The sequence below is a fragment of the Duganella sp. OV510 genome, assembly GCF_900100205.1.
In the GTDB taxonomy this organism is placed as follows: Bacteria; Pseudomonadota; Gammaproteobacteria; order Burkholderiales; family Burkholderiaceae_D; genus Rugamonas.
The window spans coordinates 208,147-230,039 of sequence record NZ_FNEQ01000005.1; the positions used below are offsets into that span (position 1 = coordinate 208,147).

General features: G+C 63.5%; 22 protein-coding genes and 4 tRNA genes. 11 read left to right on the forward strand and 15 right to left on the reverse strand.

The genetic code is table 11. The features are described from left to right. Positions 1-22 precede the first annotated feature (22 nt). The 3 genes from BLS51_RS15385 to BLS51_RS15395 all read left to right on the forward strand — a co-directional run bounded on the left by BLS51_RS15385 (position 23) and on the right by BLS51_RS15395 (position 2,507). The gene (locus BLS51_RS15385) at positions 23-688 is read left to right on the forward strand and encodes a response regulator transcription factor (RefSeq protein ID WP_090184681.1); all 666 of its coding nucleotides are present in this window, start codon (positions 23-25) and stop codon (positions 686-688) included. Continuing rightward, positions 678-2,039 (forward strand): ATP-binding protein, encoded by a 1,362-nt coding sequence (locus BLS51_RS15390; protein ID WP_090184161.1) that lies wholly within the window; start codon positions 678-680, stop codon positions 2,037-2,039. Before BLS51_RS15385 ends, BLS51_RS15390 begins: the two co-directional genes overlap by 11 nt. Before the next feature lie 63 nt (positions 2,040-2,102). Further along, positions 2,103-2,507 (forward strand): YgiW/YdeI family stress tolerance OB fold protein, encoded by a 405-nt coding sequence (locus BLS51_RS15395; RefSeq protein WP_090184158.1) that lies wholly within the window; start codon positions 2,103-2,105, stop codon positions 2,505-2,507. A 2-nt stretch (positions 2,508-2,509) separates the two neighbouring features. Here BLS51_RS15395 and BLS51_RS15400 read toward each other — a convergent pair whose 3' ends face one another. Both BLS51_RS15400 and BLS51_RS15405 read right to left on the reverse strand, forming a co-directional pair. Next, entirely contained in the window at positions 2,510-3,016 is a 507-nt protein-coding gene (locus BLS51_RS15400) for a DUF6622 family protein (protein ID WP_175472590.1), read from the reverse strand. A gap of 125 nt (positions 3,017-3,141) precedes the next feature. Next, positions 3,142-3,699: a DUF1439 domain-containing protein gene (locus tag BLS51_RS15405; protein ID WP_090184155.1), complete on the reverse strand. Its 558-nt coding sequence runs from the start codon at positions 3,697-3,699 to the stop codon at positions 3,142-3,144. A gap of 37 nt (positions 3,700-3,736) precedes the next feature. Between BLS51_RS15405 and BLS51_RS15410 the strand changes: the two genes are divergently transcribed. Next, on the forward strand, positions 3,737-4,456 hold the full coding sequence (locus BLS51_RS15410) for a DUF72 domain-containing protein (protein ID WP_090184152.1): 720 nt from the start codon (positions 3,737-3,739) through the stop codon (positions 4,454-4,456). Here the strand turns inward: BLS51_RS15410 and BLS51_RS15415 are convergent. The 6 genes from BLS51_RS15415 to BLS51_RS15440 are packed head-to-tail and all read right to left on the reverse strand — an operon-like array spanning position 4,442 to position 10,347. Next, entirely contained in the window at positions 4,442-6,346 is a 1,905-nt protein-coding gene (locus BLS51_RS15415; RefSeq protein ID WP_090184149.1) for a hybrid sensor histidine kinase/response regulator, read from the reverse strand. The two genes, BLS51_RS15410 and BLS51_RS15415, sit on opposite strands and share 15 nt — an antisense overlap. Positions 6,347-6,356: 10 nt before the next feature. Further along, positions 6,357-7,664, reverse strand: coding sequence for a sensor histidine kinase (locus tag BLS51_RS15420; protein ID WP_090184146.1), 1,308 nt, complete (start codon positions 7,662-7,664; stop codon positions 6,357-6,359). Then, on the reverse strand, positions 7,661-8,683 hold the full coding sequence (locus BLS51_RS15425) for an ATP-binding SpoIIE family protein phosphatase (protein ID WP_090184142.1): 1,023 nt from the start codon (positions 8,681-8,683) through the stop codon (positions 7,661-7,663). The genes BLS51_RS15420 and BLS51_RS15425 overlap by 4 nt, the downstream gene beginning before the upstream one ends. After that, a complete protein-coding gene (locus BLS51_RS15430) occupies positions 8,671-9,141 on the reverse strand; it encodes an anti-sigma regulatory factor (protein ID WP_090184139.1) in 471 nt (156 codons plus the stop codon). The genes BLS51_RS15425 and BLS51_RS15430 overlap by 13 nt, the downstream gene beginning before the upstream one ends. Then, the gene (locus BLS51_RS15435; RefSeq protein WP_090184136.1) at positions 9,141-9,497 is read right to left on the reverse strand and encodes an STAS domain-containing protein; all 357 of its coding nucleotides are present in this window, start codon (positions 9,495-9,497) and stop codon (positions 9,141-9,143) included. The genes BLS51_RS15430 and BLS51_RS15435 overlap by 1 nt, the downstream gene beginning before the upstream one ends. A 7-nt stretch (positions 9,498-9,504) precedes the next feature. Beyond that, on the reverse strand, positions 9,505-10,347 hold the full coding sequence (locus BLS51_RS15440) for an STAS domain-containing protein (protein ID WP_090184131.1): 843 nt from the start codon (positions 10,345-10,347) through the stop codon (positions 9,505-9,507). Positions 10,348-10,522: 175 nt separating this feature from the next. Between BLS51_RS15440 and BLS51_RS15445 the strand changes: the two genes are divergently transcribed. The 3 genes from BLS51_RS15445 to BLS51_RS15455 are packed head-to-tail and all read left to right on the forward strand — an operon-like array spanning position 10,523 to position 12,677. After that, complete coding sequence (locus tag BLS51_RS15445; protein WP_090184128.1) at positions 10,523-10,879, forward strand: GntR family transcriptional regulator; 357 nt, start codon at positions 10,523-10,525, stop codon at positions 10,877-10,879. Beyond that, positions 10,876-11,733: an ABC transporter ATP-binding protein gene (locus tag BLS51_RS15450; protein WP_090184125.1), complete on the forward strand. Its 858-nt coding sequence runs from the start codon at positions 10,876-10,878 to the stop codon at positions 11,731-11,733. The genes BLS51_RS15445 and BLS51_RS15450 overlap by 4 nt, the downstream gene beginning before the upstream one ends. After that, positions 11,730-12,677, forward strand: coding sequence for a hypothetical protein (locus BLS51_RS15455; protein ID WP_090184122.1), 948 nt, complete (start codon positions 11,730-11,732; stop codon positions 12,675-12,677). The genes BLS51_RS15450 and BLS51_RS15455 overlap by 4 nt, the downstream gene beginning before the upstream one ends. 86 nt (positions 12,678-12,763) lie before the next feature. On the opposite strand, the gene BLS51_RS15460 is transcribed toward BLS51_RS15455, so the two are convergent. From BLS51_RS15460 to rnr, 4 genes are all read right to left on the reverse strand, one after another. Beyond that, the gene (locus BLS51_RS15460; RefSeq protein ID WP_090184118.1) at positions 12,764-13,441 is read right to left on the reverse strand and encodes a YceH family protein; all 678 of its coding nucleotides are present in this window, start codon (positions 13,439-13,441) and stop codon (positions 12,764-12,766) included. 12 nt (positions 13,442-13,453) lie between these two features. Beyond that, complete coding sequence (gene cysE, locus BLS51_RS15465) at positions 13,454-14,191, reverse strand: serine O-acetyltransferase (protein ID WP_090184115.1); 738 nt, start codon at positions 14,189-14,191, stop codon at positions 13,454-13,456. Between the two features lie 125 nt (positions 14,192-14,316). Then, positions 14,317-15,063 carry a 23S rRNA (guanosine(2251)-2'-O)-methyltransferase RlmB gene (gene rlmB / locus BLS51_RS15470; RefSeq protein WP_090184112.1) on the reverse strand — a complete coding sequence of 249 codons (747 nt, stop codon included), beginning with the start codon at positions 15,061-15,063 and terminating at the stop codon, positions 14,317-14,319. Then, positions 15,064-17,514, reverse strand: a complete 2,451-nt coding sequence (rnr, locus tag BLS51_RS15475) for a ribonuclease R (protein ID WP_090184109.1) — start codon at positions 17,512-17,514, stop codon at positions 15,064-15,066. Between the two features lie 286 nt (positions 17,515-17,800). Between rnr and BLS51_RS15480 the strand changes: the two genes are divergently transcribed. Further along, positions 17,801-17,885: transfer RNA gene (locus tag BLS51_RS15480), tRNA-Leu, on the forward strand. A gap of 61 nt (positions 17,886-17,946) precedes the next feature. Here the strand turns inward: BLS51_RS15480 and BLS51_RS15485 are convergent. Continuing rightward, positions 17,947-19,506, reverse strand: a complete 1,560-nt coding sequence (locus BLS51_RS15485) for an ATP-binding protein (RefSeq protein ID WP_090184105.1) — start codon at positions 19,504-19,506, stop codon at positions 17,947-17,949. Between the two features lie 149 nt (positions 19,507-19,655). Between BLS51_RS15485 and BLS51_RS15490 the strand changes: the two genes are divergently transcribed. Beyond that, a tRNA-Leu gene (locus BLS51_RS15490) sits at positions 19,656-19,740 on the forward strand. Positions 19,741-19,807: 67 nt separating this feature from the next. On the opposite strand, the gene BLS51_RS15495 is transcribed toward BLS51_RS15490, so the two are convergent. After that, the gene (locus BLS51_RS15495) at positions 19,808-20,554 is read right to left on the reverse strand and encodes a substrate-binding periplasmic protein (protein WP_090184102.1); all 747 of its coding nucleotides are present in this window, start codon (positions 20,552-20,554) and stop codon (positions 19,808-19,810) included. Positions 20,555-20,730: 176 nt separating this feature from the next. On the opposite strand from BLS51_RS15495, the gene BLS51_RS15500 reads away from it, so the two are divergent. Next, positions 20,731-20,815 (forward strand) — tRNA-Leu (locus BLS51_RS15500). A gap of 25 nt (positions 20,816-20,840) precedes the next feature. After that, positions 20,841-20,925, forward strand: a tRNA-Leu gene (locus tag BLS51_RS15505). A 71-nt stretch (positions 20,926-20,996) separates the two neighbouring features. Here BLS51_RS15505 and BLS51_RS15510 read toward each other — a convergent pair. Beyond that, positions 20,997-21,845, reverse strand: a complete 849-nt coding sequence (locus tag BLS51_RS15510; protein ID WP_090184099.1) for an SDR family oxidoreductase — start codon at positions 21,843-21,845, stop codon at positions 20,997-20,999. Positions 21,846-21,893 lie beyond the last annotated feature (48 nt).

The following is a 21,893-nucleotide window of genomic DNA, read 5'->3' on the forward strand; positions in this document are numbered from 1 at the left end:
GTTTTTCAGGCACACTGGCGGCATGCGCATCCTACTGGTCGAAGACGACGCCTCCCTCGGCGACACCATCCTGTCCTGGCTTAAGCTGGACCAGCACGCGGTCGACTGGGTGCGGCGCGGCGATTCCGCCCACACCGCGCTGATGACGCACCACTATGATTGCCTGCTGCTCGATCGCGGCTTGCCCGGCCTGTCCGGCGACGCCCTGCTGGCCCAGTTGCGTGCCGCCGGCAATCCGGTGCCGGTCATCCTGATTACCGCCTTCAACGCCCTGGCCGACCGTGTCGAGGGACTGGATCTGGGCGCCGACGACTATCTGGTCAAGCCCTTCGAGCTGGAGGAAATGTCCGCCCGCATCCGCGCGGCGGTCCGGCGTGGCGCCAGCCAGCCCGGCAAACACCTGACACATGCCGGCATCGCCCTCGATCCCGACACGCGCCAGGCTACGCTCGACGGCGTGCCGCTGACGCTGACTGCACGCGAATACCACGTGCTGTACGCGCTGCTGCTGCGCAAGAACAGCATCGTCAGCCGCGCACAGATCGAGGAAGCGCTGTATGGCTGGGGCGATGAGGTGGAAAGCAACGCCATCGAAGTCTACATCCACAACCTGCGCAAGAAACTGGGCGCCGATCACATCGTCACCGTGCGCGGCCTCGGCTATCGCCTGAAACACGATGCGCACTGAAACCGGCGCCTGGTCGCTGCGCCGGCGCCTGCTGGCTGCCATCATTGCTGCCAGCAGCGTGCTATGGCTGGCCAGCCTGGGCATTGTGACCGTCATTGCCTGGCACGAAACCACTGAGGTGTTCGACGACGCGCTGGAAGAATCCGGCTACATGATCATGGCTGCCACCACTGACTGGGACGACCGCGGCCTGCTGGCCGAATTGCGGCCGGATGGACACACACGCAAGGTCGACATGCAATATCAGATCGTGCTTGATGGACGCGTCATCCAGCGCACCGGCGGCGCGCCAGCCCTGCCCTTCGTTGCCGGTTTCGGCAAGCATGACGGCTTTGCCGATGCTGAAGTCGACCAGCGCCACTGGCGTGTGTTCGTGGTGCGCAACGCGCAGCGCAATGTCGAAGTACAGGTCGGCCAGCAATACAAGAAACGGCTGGACATCCTGGAAGAACTGGCCGAACACCTGTGGCTGCCCGTCACCGGCATGCTGGTGCTGCTGGCCCTGGTCTGCTGGGTGCTGACCGGCCGCGTGCTGAAGCCGCTACGCCAGACCGCCGCCGCCATCGCCGCCAAAACGCCCGACGATTTGACGCAGGTGCCGACCGCCGGCCAGCCGAACGAGCTGAAACCCATGGTGCAGGCGCTGAACGGCGTGCTGGGCCGGCTGGATCACGCGCTGCAAGCCGAGCGCCGCTTCACCGCTGATGCCGCCCACGAATTGCGCACGCCGCTGGCCGGCCTGCATATGCACGTACAACTATTGCAGCGCCAACATCCCGATCTGGCGGCGCCGTTCCACAAGCTGCGCCAGGATATCGGCCGCAGCACGGCGCTGGTCGACAGCCTGCTGACGCTGGCGCGGCTGGACCCGCTATCCCATGAGCAACTGGCGCGCGAACCAGTGGCGCTGGCACCGCTACTGGAACGGCTGCGTGCCACCCACGCCACCGAAGCGGATCAGCGCAGCATCATGCTTGGCGTGCGCGATACACTGACGCCGGCGCAAGCGCAGGTCATGGCCCACCCTGCCATGCTGGACATCGCACTGCGCAACCTGCTGGAAAACGCCCTGCGCTACTGCCCCGATGGCAGCCGCATCGAGCTTGTGGCGGGCTGGCATGAAGGGCGCGTGTGCATCGCGGTGCGCGACAACGGCCCCGGCGTGGACGCAGCCAGCATGCAGCGGCTGACGGAACGCTTCTTTCGCGTGCTGGGCCAGGACGCCAGCGGCAGCGGGCTGGGCCTGTCCATCGTCAAGCGTGTCGCTGACCTGCACGGCATGCTGTTGACGTTTGACGCCGGACTCGATGGCTGCGGCCTGGGCGTGACGCTTGCGCTGCCGCCCGCTTAAGATACCGTTAATGTCCGCTGGGTGTAATGACGCTGTACTCTCAACCACGCCAAAGGACAGATCATGAAAACCGTTATCCGCCTCTCCTGCCTGACCGCCCTGCTGGCCGGCTCCGCCTTCGCCTTTGCCCAGAATGGCGGCTACACCGGCCCGTCCACCAACACGCCAGCCCCGGCCTACGCCGGTCCTTCCAGCGTGCCCGTCATGACCGCCAAGGATCTGCTGGCCAAGGGCAAGGACGACCAGTACGTCACGCTGAAGGGCAAGATCACCAGCCACAAGGGCGGCGAGGACTACGAGTTCACCGACCAGAGCGGCAAGATCATGGTGGAAATTTCCGCCAAGCGTTTCCCTGCCGGCCAGACCATCGATCACAACACGTTGGTGGAACTGACCGGTGAATTCGATAAGGAAATGTTTGGAGAATCGACGCTGGACGTCAAGCAGATCAAGATCGTCTCGCGCTAACCTTACGCTGCCAGCGCCGCCGGCTGACGCAGATAGGCGGCGGTGTAGCGGGCCAGGCGGCCAAGGAACAGGCCGTTGAACAAGCCGTACAGCAGGGTGATGGCGGCGGCAAACGGCAGGCTGTGCGCCAGTTCCGGATGGATAGCCGACAGCACCGCCACGCTGTATTTGGTGGCAAAGATGGCCAGCATCAGGCCCAGCGGCATCCAGCTGCCGCGCTGGAAGATGGTGCCGGCAGCGCGGTCGACGCGGATCTCGCGGGTCGACATGGTCCAGATCAGCGCGCCGGAGGCGGCCACGCCCAGTGCCCACAATGCCCACACCGCTTCGCCCAGCGGGCCGTTGCTGCGGATGCCCGATACTGCCAGGCCCAGCATCACCAGCGGAATCAGCGCCACTTTCAACAGCGAAGTTTCGCGGTCCTTGCTGGCCAGCCAGCCGCGATAGATCAGGAAGGCCAACAGGGCCCAGACGTAGATGGGGGTGTGGGAGAGGATTTGCTGGATCATGGCGTGCTCCGTGAAGTGGGTTTCGATGGAGCCACTATGCGCCCGGCCGGGGTGTTACGGCCGGCAATGCGACGAATTGCGCCGGCGCAGCGTGAAATGCGGCCGGCCGGCGCGAAATGCGCGCTTTATTGCGCCGGCTGCAGCCGTGCCACCAGCCCGCCAGGACGGGTATCGATGCCGGTCAGCACGAACTGCACGCCGGCATAGCGTAATTCCTCGGGCTTGAAGGTGTGCACCGGCACATCGCGGATCACCTTGTCGCTCAGCAGGTTGGCCACGCTGGCCAGTTGCTGCTGCTTGCCTTCGTCCATATTATCTACAATGAAACGATCAACATGGGCGTCGGCGATATAGATGGCGTTGTTGGCGCTGTCCACCCGCAGCCGGCCGGACACCAGCATGCTGCCATGCCATGATTGGCGTGCCAGCAGCGGCGATACGCCAAGATCGATCGTCAGCGCCACACGGTCGTTCTCCGGCAGCACCGCCAGGCGCGGATGGCTCAACTCGACCTCGAACACGCCCAGCACGCGCTGATGCATGGGAAATTTGCGCTCCAGGCTCGATTGCAGGCGCTCCTGCGGCAGCTCCACCTGACGCGGCCCGATCAGTCCGGCGCAGGCGGCCAGCAGACCGGCAAGCATCAGTGGCGCGGCGATTTTGGCGTAGCGTTTAAGATTCATCACAACTTCCCTCACAAATACGGAACTTGCGCATTATATGACTCTGACGAGAATAGGCTGTGCCGGTTGGAGCATCGGCCGAGAAGCAGCACCGCAATTTGGCGGCGCCGGCAGCCATCTGCAACGTTACGCCCGCGTGTTGAACGCGGTGGAAATCAACTCCTCGTTTTACCGCCCGCACCAGCCGCAAACCTACCAGCGCTGGGCCGACAGCGTGCCGGACGACTTCCGTTTCTCGGTCAAGCTGCCACGCAGCATCACGCATGATCGCCGTCTGGCCGACAGCGCCGACCTGCTGGATGCCTTTGCCGCCGAAGCCGGCGCGCTGGGTCACAAGCTGGGCTGCGTGCTGGTGCAGCTGCCGCCCAGCCTGGCGCTGGACGCTGAGGCCGCCGACCGCCTGTGGCGCCAGTTGCGCGAACGCTTCAGCTGCATGCAGGCGTGCGAGGCGCGCCACGGCAGCTGGTTCAGCGAAACGGCATCAGCGCTGCTGTCGGCGCACCAGGTCACGCGCGTGATCGCCGATCCACCGGCCGGCAAGCCGGGGCCGTATGTCGCCACCACCGGGGCGCAGTACATCCGGCTGCATGGCAGCCCGCGTATCTACGCATCGCTATACTCGGAGCAGCAATTGCAGCAGGTTGCCGGCGTCATGGCCGGCAAGGATGGCTGGTGCATCTTCGACAATACGATGAGCGGCCAGCAGACGCTGCAGGCGCTGCGCCTGCAGCAACTACTGGCCTCAGGCGGCGACTAAAGCGCCTTCCAGCTCATCGAAGCTGGCCGGCTTCACCAGGTGGAAGTCGAAACCCGCCTCGCGCGTGCGTTCGCGGTCGCGTTCGGCGCCGTAACCGGTGTGGGCGATCAGCCTGACGCCGGCGAAAGCCGGGTCGGCGCGCAGCTGGCGCGCCAGCGCGTAGCCGTCCACATCCGGCATGCCAAGGTCCATGATGATGGCCTGCGGCTGTTGCGCGCGTGCCTGGGCCAGCGCCTGGGCGGCGTTGCTGGCAGTGTAGACCTCGTGGCCCATCAGCGTCAGCAGGTCAGCCATCACGCTCAGCGAATCGATATTGTCATCGACCAGCAGCAGGCGCTGCTTGCCGGGCGCCAGCGCGGTGGCTGCGGCGGGCGCGGCTGCGGCCGGCGGGGCATCCACCGCCACCGGCGCCGGCAGCGACAGTTCCAGCACAAAAGTGCTGCCCTTGCCGATGCCTTCGCTGTGCGCGGCCACCGTGCCGCCATGCATTTCCATCAGCTTGGAGACCAGCGACAGTCCGATGCCCAGGCCGTCATGCACGCGGTCCTGCGTCGATGCGCCCTGCGTGAACATGTCGAAGATCCGCTCCAGGTTGTACGAAGTGATGCCGATGCCATTGTCACTGACCGCGATGCGGATGCGGTCCGGCTGCGGCAGCGTCACATCCAGCCTGATCTGGCCACCGGGATCGGTGAACTTGGCGGCGTTGTGCAGCAGGTTGCCGATGATCTGCGCCAGCCGCACCGGATCGCCGTGCAGCCACACCTGCTGCGGCGGCACCACCACTGTCAGCGTGTGGCCGCGCTGCTCGATCAGCGCACGCACCGTTTCCAGCGCCGGTTCGACCACCGCGTGCAGCTCCACATCCTGCAGGCGCAGCGTCAGCTTGCCCTCGGAAATGCGCGCCACATCCAGCAGGTCGTCCACCAGATGGGTCAGGTGGCCGACCTGGCGCAAGATCACGTCGCGCGCGTGGCGATGCGTTTCAGTCTGCTCCGGCGGCGCATTGTTCATCAGCGCCACCGCGTTGCGGATCGGACTCAGCGGATTACGCAGTTCATGCGCCAGCGTGGCCAGGAAATCGTTCTTGTTTTCGTCGGCCGCGCGCAACAGGCCTTCCATGTTCTTGCGTTCGCTGATATCGCTGCTGATGCGGGCGATGCGGTATGGCTGCTGCTGGTCGTCGCGCACCAGGAAGGCGCGGTCGCGCACCCAGCGCAGCGCGCCATCGCGCGGCGTCAGCCGGTATTCCTGGTCGTACTGGCCATCGCTGGACAGCGAGCGCCAGCGCGCCGTCACCGTCTCGCGGTCTTCCGCATGGACAGCGTTGAGCCAGTCATCGGAGCTGTGCTCCAGCTGCGCCAGCGGCCGGCCGAACATCCGTTCGTAGGCCGGGCTGGCGTACAGCAGCTGGTCGTCTTGGAGGCGGAACATCCAGAACACGTCGTCGATGTTTTCAGTCAGCTGGCGGAAACGCTCCTCACTGTTGCGCAAGTCCATCTGCACCCGCTGCAGGCGCAGCAAGGCGTTGACGTTGGCGATCAGCTCGTCGGCTTCGATCGGCGCCGCCAGATAGTTGTCGGCGCCGCCATCAAGGCCACGGATCTTGTCGTCACGGCCGATCAGCGCGGCCGAGGTTTGCAGCACCAGCACCGTGCAGGTGGTAATGTCGGCCTTGATGCGGCGGCACACTTCGATGCCGCTGATATCCGGCAGCTTGACGTCCAGCAGCACCAGCGCCGGCAGGCGCAAACGCGCCATTTCCAGCGCATCCGTGCCATTGGCGGCCTCGACCACCTGGAAGCCGGCGCTTTGCAAAATACGCGTCTTGACGTAACGCGCGCCGTCGTTATCGTCGACATTCAGGATCAGGATGGAACGATTATCCATGATGGCTCCGTTAAATAGTGGCCGGCAGACGCAGGAAGAAGGTCGAGCCCTGGCCTTCCGCGCTGCACACGCTGACTTCGCCGCCCAGCAGCGCGGCCAGCTTGCGACACAACGGTAGCCCAAGGCCGGTCCCCTTGGCGCGCCGTTGCAATGGATGTTCGATCTGACTGAATTCTTCAAAAATCAGTTGCTGGTTTTCCGGGCTGATGCCGATGCCGCTGTCGGTCACGGCAAACGTCAGGCTGTCGCCGGGAAGGTAGTCGCGCACCTCCACCACCACCTGCCCCTGCTCGGTGAACTTGAGGGCGTTGGAGATGAAGTTGCGCAGGATTTGTGTGATCTTGCCTTCGTCCGACATCAGCATCACCGGCGGCGGCTCGACAAAGACCAGTTCCACCGTTGAGTCGCGCGTCAGCGGTCGCAGCATGCCTTTCAGCGCGCTGAACAACTGGCCGACCGGCACCGGCGCCAGCGTCAGGTCTACCTTGCCAGCCTCGATCTTGGCCAGGTCCAGCAGATCGTTGACCAGCTCGGACAAATCACTGGCCGCCTGCGAGATAAAACTGACCTGGCGCTCCTGCTCCGCCGTCAGCGGGCCGTCCATGCGGTCCAGCAGCAGCTGGGTCAGCGCGCGGATCGAGCTGAGCGGCGTGCGCAGCTCGTGGCTGGTGTTGGACAGGAAGCGCGACTTCATGTCATCGGCCTTGCGCAGGCGCTCGGCCTTGTCCTCGATTTCCGCGTACAGCGCGACCACGCCACGGTTGGTGTCTTCCAGTTCGCGCGTCAGGCCCAGCAAATCCTCCTGGCGTTCGCGCAACTCGGCCAGCGCCTGCGCCAGTTCGCGGTTCTGCTGTTCGATTTCCGAATACGTGCTTTGCACCGGCGTGCCGGCCAGTTGCGCGCCGATCTGCGCCACGTCGCGCGGTTTGGCCGCCAGGCTGGGCGGCAGCGTTTTGCGCATCACCACGTGCAAGGCCTCCGGTGTGGCGGCCACCACGCTGCAATCGTCCATCAGCCGCTGTGCGGTGAGGATGGCTTCGGCCTGCTGCTCCGGTGGCGGGCCATGGCGGGCGGCGCCTTCAGCGGTGATGGTCACGTCCAGTTGCGCCGGATGGCCGCTGACGGCAAACACCGCGCGACCGCCGGACAGGCGGCCATAGGCGCAGCGCGCCACTTCCGAGACAGCGGTGGCCACCCGCACCTGGTCTTGCACGCCGAGCTTCAGCAGGCCGGCGATCTGGCGCGCGCGCTGGCGTACCGCCACCACATCGGGTTCGCTGTCCAGGCCCATCTGCAGGATGCGCGTGCCGGCCATCATGCGCGCTCCGGCATGCGCGCCACCAGCACGCTGGCGTCGTCGCGGCTGCGGCCGTAATCGCGCAGCAGCAGCGCGGCGATGATGGCCGGTTCGCGCGCCAGCAGTCCCGGATAGGCGGCCAGGTCCCAGCTGGTGCTGATGCCGTCGCTGGCCAGGATCACGATGGCGCCGGCCGGGCATGGGAACGTCAGCGCCTGTGTCTTGCGCATATTGTGGCCGACGATGCCGTTGTACGACATCAGTTGCCGCCGGCCTTCGTCGCCGATGATCGAGGCGCTGATGTTGCCGACCCCGGCAAACGTCAGCTGGCGATCACCGATGTCCAGCACGGCGATCGCCACCGCCGCGCCGCGCGTCGGCCGCAGCGCATCGTGGCAGGCCTGCATCAGGTCGACCGGGGCGCGCGACGGCGCCGCCGCCAGAACTTCCAGCGCCGCCTCCGACGCCTTGGCCGCCTCCGGGCCGTGGCCCAGGCCGTCGGCCGCCAGCAGGGTCAGGCCGGCCGGCGAGGCCACCGCCCCCCAGGCGTCGCCGCTGACCGTTTCACTGGCCAGCGGCAGGCAGACACCGCCCAGCTGCGGCAGGCGCGGCGGCGTGCCCAGCTGCCACAGGCGCAGGAAAACCACCGTGCCCTTGCCCGGCGCGCTATACCAGTCGAACTGGTCGGCCAGGCGGCGCATGGCGCCCAGGCCGGTGCCCTGGGTGCCGGTGCTGGAGACACCATCGGTCATCGCCTGCGCCAGGTTGGCGATGCCCGGCCCCTGGTCGATGGCCAGCACTTCGATGCAACGCTGGCCGCCATGGTTGACGATGGCCAGCTGGATGCGGCCGTCGCCGGCGTGCTTGAGGATGTTGGTGGCCGCCTCGGTAATCATGATGGCCAGCTGGCCAATACGGGTTTCGTTCATGCCCAGCTGCGCAGCCAGGCTCTGGCCGACGCGCCGCGCTTCGGCGGCGTCGCTGCCGTGGTTAATCGCGACCCAGCGTACCGGGTCAAGCGTACTGCTTAAATTTTCCATTTAATGATAGCGACTGCGGTGCCCTCTTGCGGGCGTGAATCAATAACAAAATCGTCGACCAGGCGCTTGGTGCCGCCCAGGCCGAGGCCAAGGCCGCCGCCGCTGGTGTAGCCATCGCGCAGCGCCAGCTCGATGTCGACAATGCCGGGCCCGGTATCGGCGAACACCAGCCGCAAGCCCTTGCGCAAGCCGTCGGTCAGCCGTTCCAGCACCACCACGCCGCCGCCGCCATACTTCAGCGTGTTGCGCGCCAGTTCGCTGGCAGCGGTCACCAGCTTGGTCTGGTCGACCAGGCTGAGCTTCAGCTCCAGCGCGTGCTCGCGCACATGCTTGCGGACATTCACCACATGCTCGTCGCCGCGCAGCGGCAGCACCTGGTGCAAGTCGGCACTGCCGGCATAGCGGGTCAGCAGCGGTGAATTGAATTGGCCAAGGTCAAACGTGCCGTCGGTATCCATCAGCTATAGCTCTTGCCGAGCAGCTGCATGCCTTTTTCGACATTCAGCGCTGTTTTAACGCCGGGCAGCGTCAGGCCCAGCTCCACCAGCGTGATCGCCACCGCCGGCTGCATGCCGACCAGCACGGTCTGCGCATCCAGTACGCGCGCCATGGCGGCGGTGTTGCTGATCATGCGGCCGATGAAGGAATCCACCAGGTCGAGCGCCGAGATATCGATCAACACGCCCTTGGCGCGGTCGCGCACGATGCGCTCGGTCAGATCGTCCTGCAGGGTCATGGCCAGGCGGTCATGCATGTCCACCTGGATGGTCACCAGCAGCAGGTCGCCGATGCGCAAGATAGGAATACGGTCCATGGAAGGCTTACCCGCGGCTGATGGTGGCGCCGACGCGGCTCAAGGCCAGCACGAAGGCGTCGGCCAGCGTCGCCTTGGTGACCACGTCTTCCAGGTTGACGCCGAGGTGCACGATGGTCTGGGCAATCTGCGGGCGGATGCCGCTGATGATGCAGTCGGCGCCCATCAGGCGGGCGGCGGCGATGGTCTTCATCAGGTGCTGCGCCACCAGCGTGTCGACGGTCGGCACGCCGGTGATGTCGATGATGGCGATGGCAGCGCCGGTTTCGACGATTTTCTCCAGCAGGCTTTCCATCACCACCTGGCTGCGCGCGCTGTCCAGCGTGCCGATCAGCGGCAAGGCCAGTACGTCCTGCCACAGCTTGACCACCGGCGTCGACAGTTCCATCAGCTCATGCTGCTGGCGCACGATGATCTGGTCGCGGCTCTTCTGGAACACTTCCACGGTGTACAGGCCCAGCTGGTCGAGCACCGTGCTGATGGCCCACAGCGCGTCGGCCAGCGGCAGCGGCTCATTGACCAGTTCCCGGCGCAAGATGGTGAACAGCGATTGCTTCAGCGAGAACACAAAGGTTGCAGTTTCGTTCGGCGTCGAGCCTGCCTTGGCGCGCTGCGCCGAAATCTCGTTCAGCTGGTTGCGCACGTCGTCCCAGTGGCGCGAATTGATGTCCTCGCCGCCGCCGGGCAGCGCGGCTGGCAGCAGGGCCAGGAACTGGCGGCAATGGCGCTGGGTGGTGTCGTCGTTACGGAAGGTCTTGGCGGCGAGTTCGCCGGTCCATGAAGTCAGGATTTCGCTTTCGAACTGTTTGATCAGCGCGCTGACGCGCTGAGCGGTCTCATTGGTGCTCATTGGTTCCCCTGATAGTATTTATTGACGCAACTGTCAGACTATATAGCATGCGGTCAACAATAGTGTTTTTCCAATCGTGCGCGTGCCAAATACAAACATTTCTTGCTTTTTTGATTTCTAGTGTTATAGTTCACTACAACACCACCTCATTAACACACATAAGGGGTAACCATGTATGTGGAATGACAACGCGCCGATTTATCGGCAGCTGAAAGACAAGGTCGTCGGCATGCTGCTGGACGGCCTGCTGAAGCCGGGCGACGCCCTGCCCTCGGTACGGCAGGTCGCCGCCGATTATCAACTCAATCCGATCACCGTCTCACGCGCCTACCAGGAGCTGGTGGATGAAACGCTGGTCGAAAAACGGAGGGGTTTAGGTATGTATGTGACTGATGGCGCCCGCGACAAATTGCTGGCCACCGAACGTGAGCGCTTCCTGCGCGAAGACTGGCCAGCCCTGCTGGAACGCATCCGTCGCCTCGGCCTGGACCTGGAAACGTTGCTGAACACGGCGCCGGGAGGTGCGGCATGAGCGCCATCGTCACCGCCAACAAGCTGGTCAAGCAATACGGCAGGCAGGCCGCGCTGGATGGCGCCAGTTTCAGCGTCGAGGCCGGCCGCATCGTCGGATTGATCGGCCCCAACGGTTCCGGCAAGACCACCACGCTGAAGGCCATTCTTGGCCTGACGCAGTTCCAGGGCGAGCTGTCGGTGCTGGGACTCGACCCGCGCACCCAGCGCGAGGAGCTGATGAACGAGGTGTGCTTCATCGCCGACGTCGCCATCCTGCCGCGCTGGCTGAAGGTCAAGGATGCAATCGACTTCGTCGAAGGCGTGCATCCGCGCTTCGACCGCACCAAGGCCGAGAAATATCTCGCTCACACCAAGCTCAAGCCGGAAATGAAGGTGAAAGCCATGTCCAAGGGCATGGTGGTGCAGCTGCACCTGGCGCTGGTGATGGCGATCGACGCCCGCCTGCTGGTGCTGGACGAGCCGACGCTGGGCCTGGACATCCTGTACCGCAAGCAGTTCTACCAGAACCTGCTGGAAGACTACTTCGACGAGAACAAGACCATCCTGATCACCACCCACCAGATCGAGGAAGTCGAGCACATCCTCACCGACCTGCTGTTTATCGAGAACGGCAAGATCGCGCTGGCGGCGTCGATGGATGAAGTCAGCGAGCGGTTTACCGAGGTGATGGTCGAGCCGCAATTCGCCGCTGCCGCCAACGCGCTGCAACCGCTGAGCCAGCGCACCGTGTTTGGCAAGCCGGTGATGCTGTTTGACGGCGCCGACCGCGCGCAACTGGCGAATTTTGGCGAACTGCGCACGCCCAGCGTGGCCGATCTGTTTGTCGCCACCATGAAAGGAAGCTACGCATGAAAACGATGAAATGGCTGATCAAGCGCGAGATGTGGGAAAACAAGGGCATGCTGCTGTGGACGCCGCTGGCGATCGCCGGCGTGATCGCCGCCCTGGTGCTGAGCGCGCTGGTCATGGGCCACGTGCAGAACATCCAGATCGACGGCCAGAGCTTCAACAGCATCACGATTGAAGGCAAAGTGCGCACGCGCATTGCTGAAACGCTGGCGCAGGCCTATATCGGCACCGGCATGCCGGTCCTGATGGTACTGGGAATGCTGGTGTTCTTCTACTGCCTGAGCGCGCTGCATGATGAGCGCCGCGACCGCAGCCTGCTGTTCTGGAAATCGCTGCCGGTATCGGACTTCACCACCGTGCTGTCGAAAGCGCTGCTGGCCCTGGTGGTGGCGCCGCTGATCACCATCGGCATCGCCATCGCGCTGGGACTGGTGATGCTGCTGTCCACCTGCGTGGTATTGCTGATGCATGGCACCAACCTGTTTGGCGACGTATTCTCGTCGCCGGATGTCTACCTGTCGCCGCTGCGCCTGATCGGGCTGCTGCCGGTGTACATCCTGTGGGCGTTGCCGACGGTGGGCTGGCTGCTGATGGTATCGAGCATGGCGCGCTCCAAGGTATTCCTGTGGGCGGTCGGCACGCCGGTGATCGTCACGCTGTTGCTGGTGTGGGCGCAGAAAGCGCTGCTGTTTGGCGTCGACGCCGCCTGGTTTGCCAGCCACATCACCAACCGCATCCTGCTGGGCGTCGTGCCGGGCGCTTGGCTGGCGTTCGACCGCAACAACATCAGCATCGCCCGCGACGAGCACCAGCTGCCGCTGCCGGACACCATCTTCAGCGCCTCCTGGTCGACGCTGGGCGGCATCAGCGTGTGGCTAGGCGCCGCCGCCGGCATCGCCATGATCGCCGTCGCCATCACCATGCGCCGCCGCCGCGAAGAAACCTAAAACCGGGGTCAGTTCTGCCAAACGTACACGGGCTCAACTGCTGCGCAGTTGAGCCCGTGTACGTTTGGCAGAACTGACCCCGGAGTTTATTCGAATTGCTTGCGGAATTCGGCGAACTGGGCGGTCAGGTCTTCGACTTGCTGGCGCAGTTGCTGGACTTCTTGCTCAAGCGCGCCAATGCGCGTGCCTTGGCCGCCACCGCTGACCGAGCCGCCCAGGCTGGCGGCGGTTTCTTCGCGTGCCAGCGCTTCTTCCCCAGCCAGCAGGTGGCCGTAGCGCGGCTCCTTGGTGCCGGGCGCCAGCGGCAGTTTCGATACCAGCGGCGGGTATTTGTCGATCAGGAATTGCAGCGACTGCTCGACGTCTCCCACTGTCTTGAAGTCGTGCAGGCGGCCGCTGCGGGTGCGGATTTCGCCGGCGGTTTGCAGGCCGCGCAGCATCAATATCGTCAGCACCGCCAGCTTGTCCTGCTCCAGCGACCATTTGATGCGCATCCGGTGTTCATACTTGGTGACGCGCGCGCCGGCTTGCGTGATGCCGTTGACGTATTTGTTCTGCATCAGCCGCTGCAGCACTTCCCCCACCGCTTCTTCCGACAGCGCCATCACCGGATCGCGGCTCGACAGTTGATTACAGCCGTTGACCAGCGCGTTCAGCGATAGCGGGTAGTTGTCCGGCGTCAGCGCTTCCTTCTCGGCCAGCACCGCCAGCACGCGGATTTCAAACGGGTCCAGTATTTCCAGGCCTTCCGGCGTTGTTTCCATATGCACGATTCCTTATTCGACGAGCTTGTTCAGTTGGTCGGAATTCAATTTATCACACTCGGCCACGCTCTGACACTCCAGCCCCGCCGCCTTCATGGTGGCCACCAGCTGTTCGATGCGTTGCTCCTGCTTGACGGCGTTTTCGATCAGCCCGCGCAGCGCCTTCGACAACGGGTCGTCGCCATTCGGCGTGACGCCGTATGCAGCAAACGGATTGGCGGCGGCGTTCAGCAACTCTTTCTGCACGATGTGCGCCGGATTGCCCACTGCCGTCGCGCCCGGCGGCACCGGCTTCAGCAGCACGGCGTTGGAGCCGACCTTGGCGTACTCGCCTACCGTGAAGCCGCCCAGAACCTTGGCGCCGGCGCCGATGATGACACCACGTCCCAGCGTCGGATGGCGCTTGGCGCCCGTGTGCAGCGAGGTGCCGCCCAGCGTCACGCCCTGGTAGATGGTGCAGTCGTCGCCCACTTCGGCGGTCTCGCCGATCACCACGCCGAAGCCATGATCGATGAAGACGCGGCGGCCGATCGTCGCGCCAGGATGGATTTCAATGCCGGTGACGATGCGCGCCAGGTAGGAGACAAAGCGCCCCAGCCATTTCATCCGGCGCGTCCAGCACCAATGCGCCCAGCGGTGCATGACGATGGCTTGCAGGCCCGGATAGCAGGTCAGCACTTCCCAGGCGTTGCGGGCGGCGGGATCGCGTTCGATGATGCTGTTGATGTCTTGGCGCAGACGATGAAACATGGCTTATCCAGAATGACAACCGGTGCTTGCATGGTAGCGTATCCGGCTGGGAGTTGCTGAACAGCGGCTGAGTTCGGAGGGAGTGCGGCGGCCCTCGAATGCGGCCGCCGGGTGGTGCGTGTCGCTTATGCTTCCTTGGCGATGCGCTGGCGGCGTGCTTCGTACAGACAGACGCCCGATGCGACCGACACGTTCAGGCTCTCGACCGAGCCAAACATCGGGATGCTGACCAGCATGTCGCAAGTCTCGCGCGTCAGGCGGCGCATGCCCTCGCCTTCCGACCCCATGACCAGCGCAGTCGGGCCGGTGAAGTCGGCTTCGTACAGACCCTTGTCGCTATCGTCCGAGGTGCCGATCAGCCAGATGCCACGGTCCTTCAGCTCGCGCAAGGTGCGCGCCAGGTTGGTGACGGTGATGTATGGCACGGTCTCGGCCGCACCGGATGCAACCTTGGCGGCGGTGGCGTTCAGGCCCACTGCACGGTCCTTCGGCACGATCACCGCGTGCGCGCCAACGCCGTCGGCCACGCGCAGGCAGGCGCCCAGATTGTGCGGATCGGTGATGCCGTCCAGCACCAGCAGCAGCGGCGGACCGTCGATGGCGTCCAGCAGCTCGTCCAGGTTGCGTGCCAGCGCCAGCTGCGAGGCAAACGCGATCACGCCCTGGTGACGGCGGGTGCCGACGATCTTGTCCAGGCGCGCCGAATCCACCGGCATGACGCGCACACCAGCCGCTTTCGCGTTGGCGATCAGGTCTTTCATGCGGCGGTCGTCACGACCGGCATCGACGAAAATTTCTTCCACGGACGCAGCCTCGTGACGCAAACGCGAGGTCACTGCGTGGAAACCGAAAATCATTTTGTTCTTGCTCATTTATCGCTTCTTCTTACTTTTTGGGGCAGCTTTGACTGCTCTGGGTTTGGCTGCGGGTGCGGCCTTGGTCTTGCGGGCAGGCTTGGCGGCCGGCTGGGCTGCTGCGGGCTTGGCCGCAGGCTTGCGGGTCGGCTTGGCGGCCGGGGTCGCCGGGCCAGGCTTGATATTGGTCTTGCTGTTTTTGCTGGCGGCGTTGGCCTTGCCTTCGCGCGGCGGCACCGCATCGACGCCGGCCAGACGCAGGTCGATCTTGCGCGATTCCAGGTCGACGCGCACCACCTGCACGCTGACACGGTCGGTCAGCTGGAAGCTCTTGCCGGAGCGCTCGCCTTTCAGCTCGTGACGCGCATCGTCGTACTGGAAGTAATCCTGGCCCAGGTCGGTGATGTGCACCATGCCTTCGACGAACAGCTGGTCCAGCTGCACGAAGATGCCGAAGGTGGCCACGCCGGTGATGATGCCGGTGTATTCCTCGCCCAGCTTGTCCTGCATGAAGTAGCACTTCAGCCAGTTCTCGACATCGCGCGAAGCTTCGTCGGCGCGGCGCTCGTTGGCCGAGCAGTGCACGCCCAGCGCGTCCCACACGGTCAGGTCGCCGGCGGCCTTTGGCGCCTTGCCTTCGGCCTTGTCCTTGGCTTGCTGCTTGCGGGTGGCGTTCGAGACGTTGGTGTTCAGCACACTGGTGCTGGCGATCTTCGGCTCGTACTTTTTGCCCAGCAGGATGGCCTTGATGGCGCGGTGCGTCAGCAAGTCCGGGTAGCGGCGGATCGGGCTGGTGAAGTGGGCATACGCCTCATACGCCAGGCCGAAGTGGCCGATATTGTCCGGCGAGTAGACCGCCTGCTGCATCGAGCGCAGCAGCATGGTTTGCAGCAGCGACGCGTCCGGACGCTCCTTGATCTCGCGCATCAGCGCGGCGTAGTCGGCCGCAGCTGGCTTGTCGCCGCCACCCAAATGCAGATTGACCTGCTTGAGGAAGGTGCGCACCTGCTTCAGCTTTTCAGCGGTCGGCGTGGCGTGGATGCGGTAAGTGCCTGGATGCTTGTGGCGGATCAGCAGATCGGCCGCGCACACGTTGGCGGTCAGCATGCATTCTTCGATCAAACGGTGCGCATCGTTGCGGGTACGCGGAATGATCTTTTCGATCTTGCCGTTCGGGTTGCAAACGATATAGGTTTCGGTGGTTTCGAAATCAATCGCGCCACGTTCGGCGCGTGCTTTCAGCAGCGCCTGGAACACGTCGTACAGATTGCTCAGGTGCGGCACCAGGCCAGGACGGCGCGCAGCTTCCGGGCCCTTGGTGTTGCCCAGGATGTCAGCCACTTCAGTGTAAGTCAGGCGCGCAGCCGAGTGGATCACGGCCGGGTAGAACTGGTACGCCTTGATCTCGCCCTTGGCTGTGACCACGGCGTCGCACACCAGCGTCAGGCGGTCGACCGCCGGGTTCAGCGAGCACAGGCCGTTCGACAGCTTCTCTGGCAGCATCGGAATCACGCGGCGCGGGAAGTAGACCGAGGTACTGCGTTCCAGCGCATCGGCGTCCAGCGCGTCGTTCGGCTTGACGTAGTTGCTGACGTCGGCAATCGCGACGATCAGACGGTAGCCATTGGCGCGGCCGATCTTGACCGGTTCACAGTAGACCGCGTCGTCGAAGTCGCGCGCGTCTTCGCCGTCGATGGTGACCAGCGGCACATCGCGCAAATCAACGCGGTCGCCCCAGTCGGCTTCACGCACGTGGTCCGGCAGCTTGGCGGCCTGCTTCAGCGCAGCGTCGGAGAAGATGTGCGGCACGCCGAACTTGCGTACGGCGATTTCGATTTCCATGCCAGGATCGTCCAGCGAACCCAGCACTTCAACAATCTTGCCCACCGGCTGCTTGAAGCGCATCGGCTGCTCGGTCAACTCGACGCTGACCACCTGGCCGGCCTTGGCCTTGCCGATCGCGCCTTCGATCAGCACGTCCTGCGAAATGCGCTGGTCTTCCGGCGACACGATCCAGGCGCCATTTTCGTTCAGCAGGCGGCCGATGATGTGGGTATTGGCGCGCTGCGTCACCTCGACGATCGTGCCTTCCGGACGACCGCGGCGGTCGACGCCGATGATCTTGGCCAGCACGCGGTCGCCATGCAGCACTTTCTGCATTTCCTTTTCAGGCAGGAACAGGTCTTCGCCCGGCTCATCCGGGATCACAAAGCCGAAACCGTCACGGTGGCTGCTGACGCGGCCGGCGATGAAGCCGGTCTGCGTCGCCAGCGTGTATTGGCCGGCGTCATCGATGGTGATCTGGCCGTCGCGCTGCATCGCATTCAGGCGACGCGACAGGACAGCCTGCGCATCGGTGGCGACTTTCAGCGATTTCGACAGGGCGCGCAGGTCCAGTGGACCTTTGGCGCTGCGGAAGATGCCGAGAATTTCCTCCCGGCTAGGAATGGTGTGTGTAGGTTGGTTCAAAAGTTTTCTAATTTTTACAGTGTTGGCATCTATATGACATCAGCGACAGGCGTAGTGTACTTGGAATCGCCTTGCTTGACTAATGCACGCCGTGTTGGGAATTCTTCAAAAATATTTTTCGGGAGGGCTTTGACTTCGCCACGGATTACTCTATAATTCTTGTCTCCCGCAGCGAAAGCGGCGGGATCTGCAAGACAGGGTTGATGTGCAGTAAGGAATGTCAAAGTTCATCTGGCGCAAAACTCTCCCGGTCGATATAATAGCAGAGTTGTTGAGAAGCATCAGTGCCCACGTGGCGGAATTGGTAGACGCGCATGGTTCAGGTCCATGTGCCGCAAGGTGTGGGGGTTCGAGTCCCTCCGTGGGCACCACAGAATTCCGCGTTAAAAGCCTCCTTCGGGAGGCTTTTTTCATTTAGTCTTCATTTAGACATTAGTCAGTCCATTCCAGCTTCAGATGCGCGCCAATCTCGCGCAGCAGCTCATGTTCGTTGACCGGCTTGGACAGGAAAGCATTGGCGCCCACCGCCAGCGAACGCTCCTCCTCTTCCGGCGTTGAACTGGCCGAGATCATCAGCACCGGCGTAGCGGCGGTGCGCTGGTCGGCACGCAGGCGGCGCATGGTTTCGATGCCATCCATGCCGGGCATGACCATATCCAGCAACACCATATCCGGCCGCACCGCCTGCGCCTGCATCAGCCCGGACATGCCGTTTTCCGCCTCCAGCGTGCGGAAGCCCAGCGAGCCCAGCAAATCACGCAACAGCGCGCGATTGGTGGCCACATCATCCACCACGAGAATGGTCTTGCGCGGGCCGGCATAGCCGGTGGCGATGCGCTCGCCACCGGACAGCGTGCCGGGCGCCTCCACCACTTTCAACGACACATCAAACCAGAAGCGACTACCCTTCCCTGGCGCGCTTTCCACTTGCAGCGCGCCGCCCATCAGGCGTACCAGTTGCTGGCTGATCGCCAGGCCGAGACCGGTACCGCCGGCGCGCCGGGAAGCATCGCCCACCTGTTCGAATGGCCGGAAAATGGCTTGCTGCTGGTCATCCGCGATGCCGATGCCCTCATCGATCACCTCGAAGCGCAAGTGCGCCGTATCCATCTGCGCTTCCGGCAACGGTAAGACGCGCAGCCGCACAGCGCCACGGTCGGTGAACTTGACTGCATTGCCGAGCAAGTTCAGCAGCACCTGGCGTAGCCGCGTTTCATCCACGCTGACGGCGACCGGCAGACCATCCATCAACTCCAGCTCGAAGCACAAATGCTTCTGCTCGGCCCGCACGCGCATGATGTCGGCCACGACCGCCAGCAGATCCCCTAGGCGCACCGGCTTCGGATGAAATTCCATCCTGCCCGCCTCCACCCGTGACAGGTCAAGCACATCATTAATCAGCGCCAGCAAATGCTGGCCACCCTGCTGGATCGTGCTGACACCGGTTTGCTGCGGCAGGCTCAGGCCCTTATCGCGCTTGAGGATTTGCGTATAGCCGAGGATGGCATTCAGCGGCGTGCGCAGCTCATGGCTCATCGACGCCAGGAAGGCACTCTTGGCATGATTGGCCACCTCAGCACGCTCGATCGCGGCGCGCAGATCGTCGTTGGCTTGTTGTAGTTCGGCGTTGACGGCCGCCAGTTGCGCCGGACTGGGGATGCGCAGCGCAATCGGAATCAGGCGCACCATGGCAACGGCGGTCACCACCGAGGCGGCGGCAGTAATCGCCTTCAGCGTGGCTGACAGCACGTAGTCCGGATTCCACACCACCCAGATATCAAGAATGTGCGTGGCGCCGCAGGCCAGGATGAACACGCCAAAGGCGATGAACATCCAGTCGAACGGCATGTCGCGCCGCTTGCGGATGAAGTACACCAGCGACACCGGTATCGTCAGGTAGGCCAGCGCGATCAGCGCGTCCGATATCACGCTGGTCCACAGGATGGACGGTATCCACAGGAAGCAATGCCCATGCGGCATGAAACTTTCCATCGCCTGCTCCAGTCTGATTGAAGTGACAGGAATCAAGCTTACGAAAGTGTCCCGCAACAGGCAAGCACCAAAAACACTTGCGAAAAACAAGTTATTGCCGTACTATGCTGGCCTCTGACGCACACAACGCGACAGAGCAAGCAGTAAATGCCCACGTGGCGGAATTGGTAGACGCGCATGGTTCAGGTCCATGTGCCGCAAGGTGTGGGGGTTCGAGTCCCTCCGTGGGCACCAAAAATTCCGTAAAGAAGCCGTCTGGCTGAGCGCATGCAAGTTCGCGCTCATGCCCAGACGGCTTTTTTCATTTCAGAACCTGCAAATACTCATCGTATTTCCCGCTATCCCGCAAGCGCCTCAGTCCCTTGTTGAACAAGGCCAGATAGCGTGGATTATCCTTGTTCAGCTTATTCAGCATCAGATGGTAGTGGGTGATGTTGTACGGATTCGGGTCCCAGGTGACCAGTTCGGCCTGCTCCGGCGTCAGCACATTGCGCATAATGGCCCGGCCCACATCCAGGTTGGCCGGAAACACATCCAGCCGCCCCGCCGCCAGCTTGCGGAAGTTCGCCTCATCGGTCACAGCCGTGCGGTCCATGCTGATGTACGGGTATTTGTCGAAGGCGTATTCGTAGCCCGCCGTACCACCCATGCGCACGCCCGCCAGCTGCGCATAGCCCTGCCAGCGGAACGGGTAGCTCTTCAGATGAAACAGCACTGACTGGCCGTCGAATACCACATCGCTGAAAATAAAGCGGCGCTGGCGATCGCTGTCGCGGCCCGACGTGCTCCACAAGATCGAACCGTGCGCATAGCCGGTGGCCGCCTCCGCATAGGCGCGCCCAAAGGGCCGGAACACATAGCGCACTTCCACGCCCTCCAGCGCAAACGCCTCGCTGACGATGCGCGACAGCGGTCCGTTATGCGGCAGCTGCTGCGACGTGTAAGGCACCCACTCGCTATTGGTCAGCGTGATGACTTCAGCGGCGCGCGCCCCAGCAGACAGCATCAACAGGCTGGCCGCAGCCAGTGCGAAGGAGAAAACGAACATTGAACGGTAAGTACGATGTTGATAGAAACCTCATTATGATTCAACTTGTCGTACAAGCTGCAATGAAATAATTTCACAAAAGCAGCAAAATGCTATTGACGGTTGTGTCCCCACCCCTTAAGATGCGTGCCTTCTGTTGCAGAACACGCAGCAGAAAGTAGCAGCAAGACATCAGCGCCCACGTGGCGGAATTGGTAGACGCGCATGGTTCAGGTCCATGTGCCGCAAGGTGTAGGGGTTCGAGTCCCTTCGTGGGCACCATGCGCTGATGATTGAAGTTACAAATGCCCACGTGGCGGAATTGGTAGACGCGCATGGTTCAGGTCCATGTGCCGCAAGGTGTGGGGGTTCGAGTCCCTCCGTGGGCACCAAAAATTCCGTGAAAAAGCCGTCTGGCTGAGCGCGCTCAAGATCGCGCTCATGTCCAGACGGCTTTTTTGTTTTACAGCGCCGCTTTCACTGCCGCAGCCAGCGAGATGGTCGGGCGACCGATCAGTTTGCCCAGGACTTTGCTGTCGTCGAACAGCGCGCCCCTGGCGGCCTGGGCGTCCGAATCAGCGATCAGTTCGGCCAGCGGTGCCGGCAGACCGATTTGCAGCAGCATGGCCAGGTAGTCTTGCTGTGGCAGGTTGTGGAACGGGATGTCCTTGCCGGTCTGGCGCGATACTTCGGCTGCCAGCTCTGCCAGCGTAAAGGCCTCGTCGCCCGCCAGTTCATACACCTGCTCCACCGCGCCCGTGCTGGCCAGCACCACCGCTGCGGCTTCCGCGTAGTCGGCGCGCGCTGCGGCGGCGATCCGGCCCTCGCCGGCGCCACCCGCCAGCGCGCCATGCGCGATCGCGCCGCCCAGCGCAGCAGTGTAGTTTTCCACATACCAGCCATTGCGCAGCAGGGTGTACGGCACGCCGGCGGCGCGCACCGCGTCTTCGGTGGCGCAATGCTCGGCGGCCAGCGACAGCGTCGACGTATCTGCATGCAGCAAACTGGTGTAGGCCAGCAGGCCAACCCTGGCGCGGGCGGCAGCGTCGATCACATTGCGGTGCTGCGGCACGCGGTTGCCCAAGTCGTTCGACGAAATCAGCAACACCTTGGTCGCGCCTTCGAAAGCCTTATCCAGCGACGCTGGATCATTGTAGTCGGCATGGCGCACCAGCACGCCCTGATCCGCCAGATCGGCCACCTTGCCTGGATCGCGCACAGCGGCGACGATCTGTTCGGCCGGCACGCGCTTCAGCAGTTCAGTGATGACGAGGCGGCCCAGTTGGCCGGAAGCGGCAGTAACGATAATCATGGAGTTCTCCTTAAAAGTGGATGAACCCATCATATAGGCTATACTTAC

What these genes read in the sequence shown, in the direction of transcription:
- BLS51_RS15385 (WP_090184681.1), top strand. Translation starts at nt 23, where the DNA reads ATGCGCATCCTACTGGTCGAAGACGACGCCTCCCTCGGCGACACCATC.
- BLS51_RS15390 (WP_090184161.1), top strand. Translation starts at nt 678, where the DNA reads ATGCGCACTGAAACCGGCGCCTGGTCGCTGCGCCGGCGCCTGCTGGCT.
- BLS51_RS15395 (WP_090184158.1), top strand. Translation starts at nt 2,103, where the DNA reads ATGAAAACCGTTATCCGCCTCTCCTGCCTGACCGCCCTGCTGGCCGGC.
- BLS51_RS15400 (WP_175472590.1), bottom strand. Translation starts at nt 3,016, where the DNA reads ATGATCCAGCAAATCCTCTCCCACACCCCCATCTACGTCTGGGCCCTG.
- BLS51_RS15405 (WP_090184155.1), bottom strand. Translation starts at nt 3,699, where the DNA reads ATGAATCTTAAACGCTACGCCAAAATCGCCGCGCCACTGATGCTTGCC.
- BLS51_RS15410 (WP_090184152.1), top strand. Translation starts at nt 3,737, where the DNA reads ATGACTCTGACGAGAATAGGCTGTGCCGGTTGGAGCATCGGCCGAGAA.
- BLS51_RS15415 (WP_090184149.1), bottom strand. Translation starts at nt 6,346, where the DNA reads ATGGATAATCGTTCCATCCTGATCCTGAATGTCGACGATAACGACGGC.
- BLS51_RS15420 (WP_090184146.1), bottom strand. Translation starts at nt 7,664, where the DNA reads ATGATGGCCGGCACGCGCATCCTGCAGATGGGCCTGGACAGCGAACCC.
- BLS51_RS15425 (WP_090184142.1), bottom strand. Translation starts at nt 8,683, where the DNA reads ATGGAAAATTTAAGCAGTACGCTTGACCCGGTACGCTGGGTCGCGATT.
- BLS51_RS15430 (WP_090184139.1), bottom strand. Translation starts at nt 9,141, where the DNA reads ATGGATACCGACGGCACGTTTGACCTTGGCCAATTCAATTCACCGCTG.
- BLS51_RS15435 (WP_090184136.1), bottom strand. Translation starts at nt 9,497, where the DNA reads ATGGACCGTATTCCTATCTTGCGCATCGGCGACCTGCTGCTGGTGACC.
- BLS51_RS15440 (WP_090184131.1), bottom strand. Translation starts at nt 10,347, where the DNA reads ATGAGCACCAATGAGACCGCTCAGCGCGTCAGCGCGCTGATCAAACAG.
- BLS51_RS15445 (WP_090184128.1), top strand. Translation starts at nt 10,523, where the DNA reads ATGTGGAATGACAACGCGCCGATTTATCGGCAGCTGAAAGACAAGGTC.
- BLS51_RS15450 (WP_090184125.1), top strand. Translation starts at nt 10,876, where the DNA reads ATGAGCGCCATCGTCACCGCCAACAAGCTGGTCAAGCAATACGGCAGG.
- BLS51_RS15455 (WP_090184122.1), top strand. Translation starts at nt 11,730, where the DNA reads ATGAAAACGATGAAATGGCTGATCAAGCGCGAGATGTGGGAAAACAAG.
- BLS51_RS15460 (WP_090184118.1), bottom strand. Translation starts at nt 13,441, where the DNA reads ATGGAAACAACGCCGGAAGGCCTGGAAATACTGGACCCGTTTGAAATC.
- cysE (WP_090184115.1), bottom strand. Translation starts at nt 14,191, where the DNA reads ATGTTTCATCGTCTGCGCCAAGACATCAACAGCATCATCGAACGCGAT.
- rlmB (WP_090184112.1), bottom strand. Translation starts at nt 15,063, where the DNA reads ATGAGCAAGAACAAAATGATTTTCGGTTTCCACGCAGTGACCTCGCGT.
- BLS51_RS15485 (WP_090184105.1), bottom strand. Translation starts at nt 19,506, where the DNA reads ATGGAAAGTTTCATGCCGCATGGGCATTGCTTCCTGTGGATACCGTCC.
- BLS51_RS15495 (WP_090184102.1), bottom strand. Translation starts at nt 20,554, where the DNA reads ATGTTCGTTTTCTCCTTCGCACTGGCTGCGGCCAGCCTGTTGATGCTG.
- BLS51_RS15510 (WP_090184099.1), bottom strand. Translation starts at nt 21,845, where the DNA reads ATGATTATCGTTACTGCCGCTTCCGGCCAACTGGGCCGCCTCGTCATC.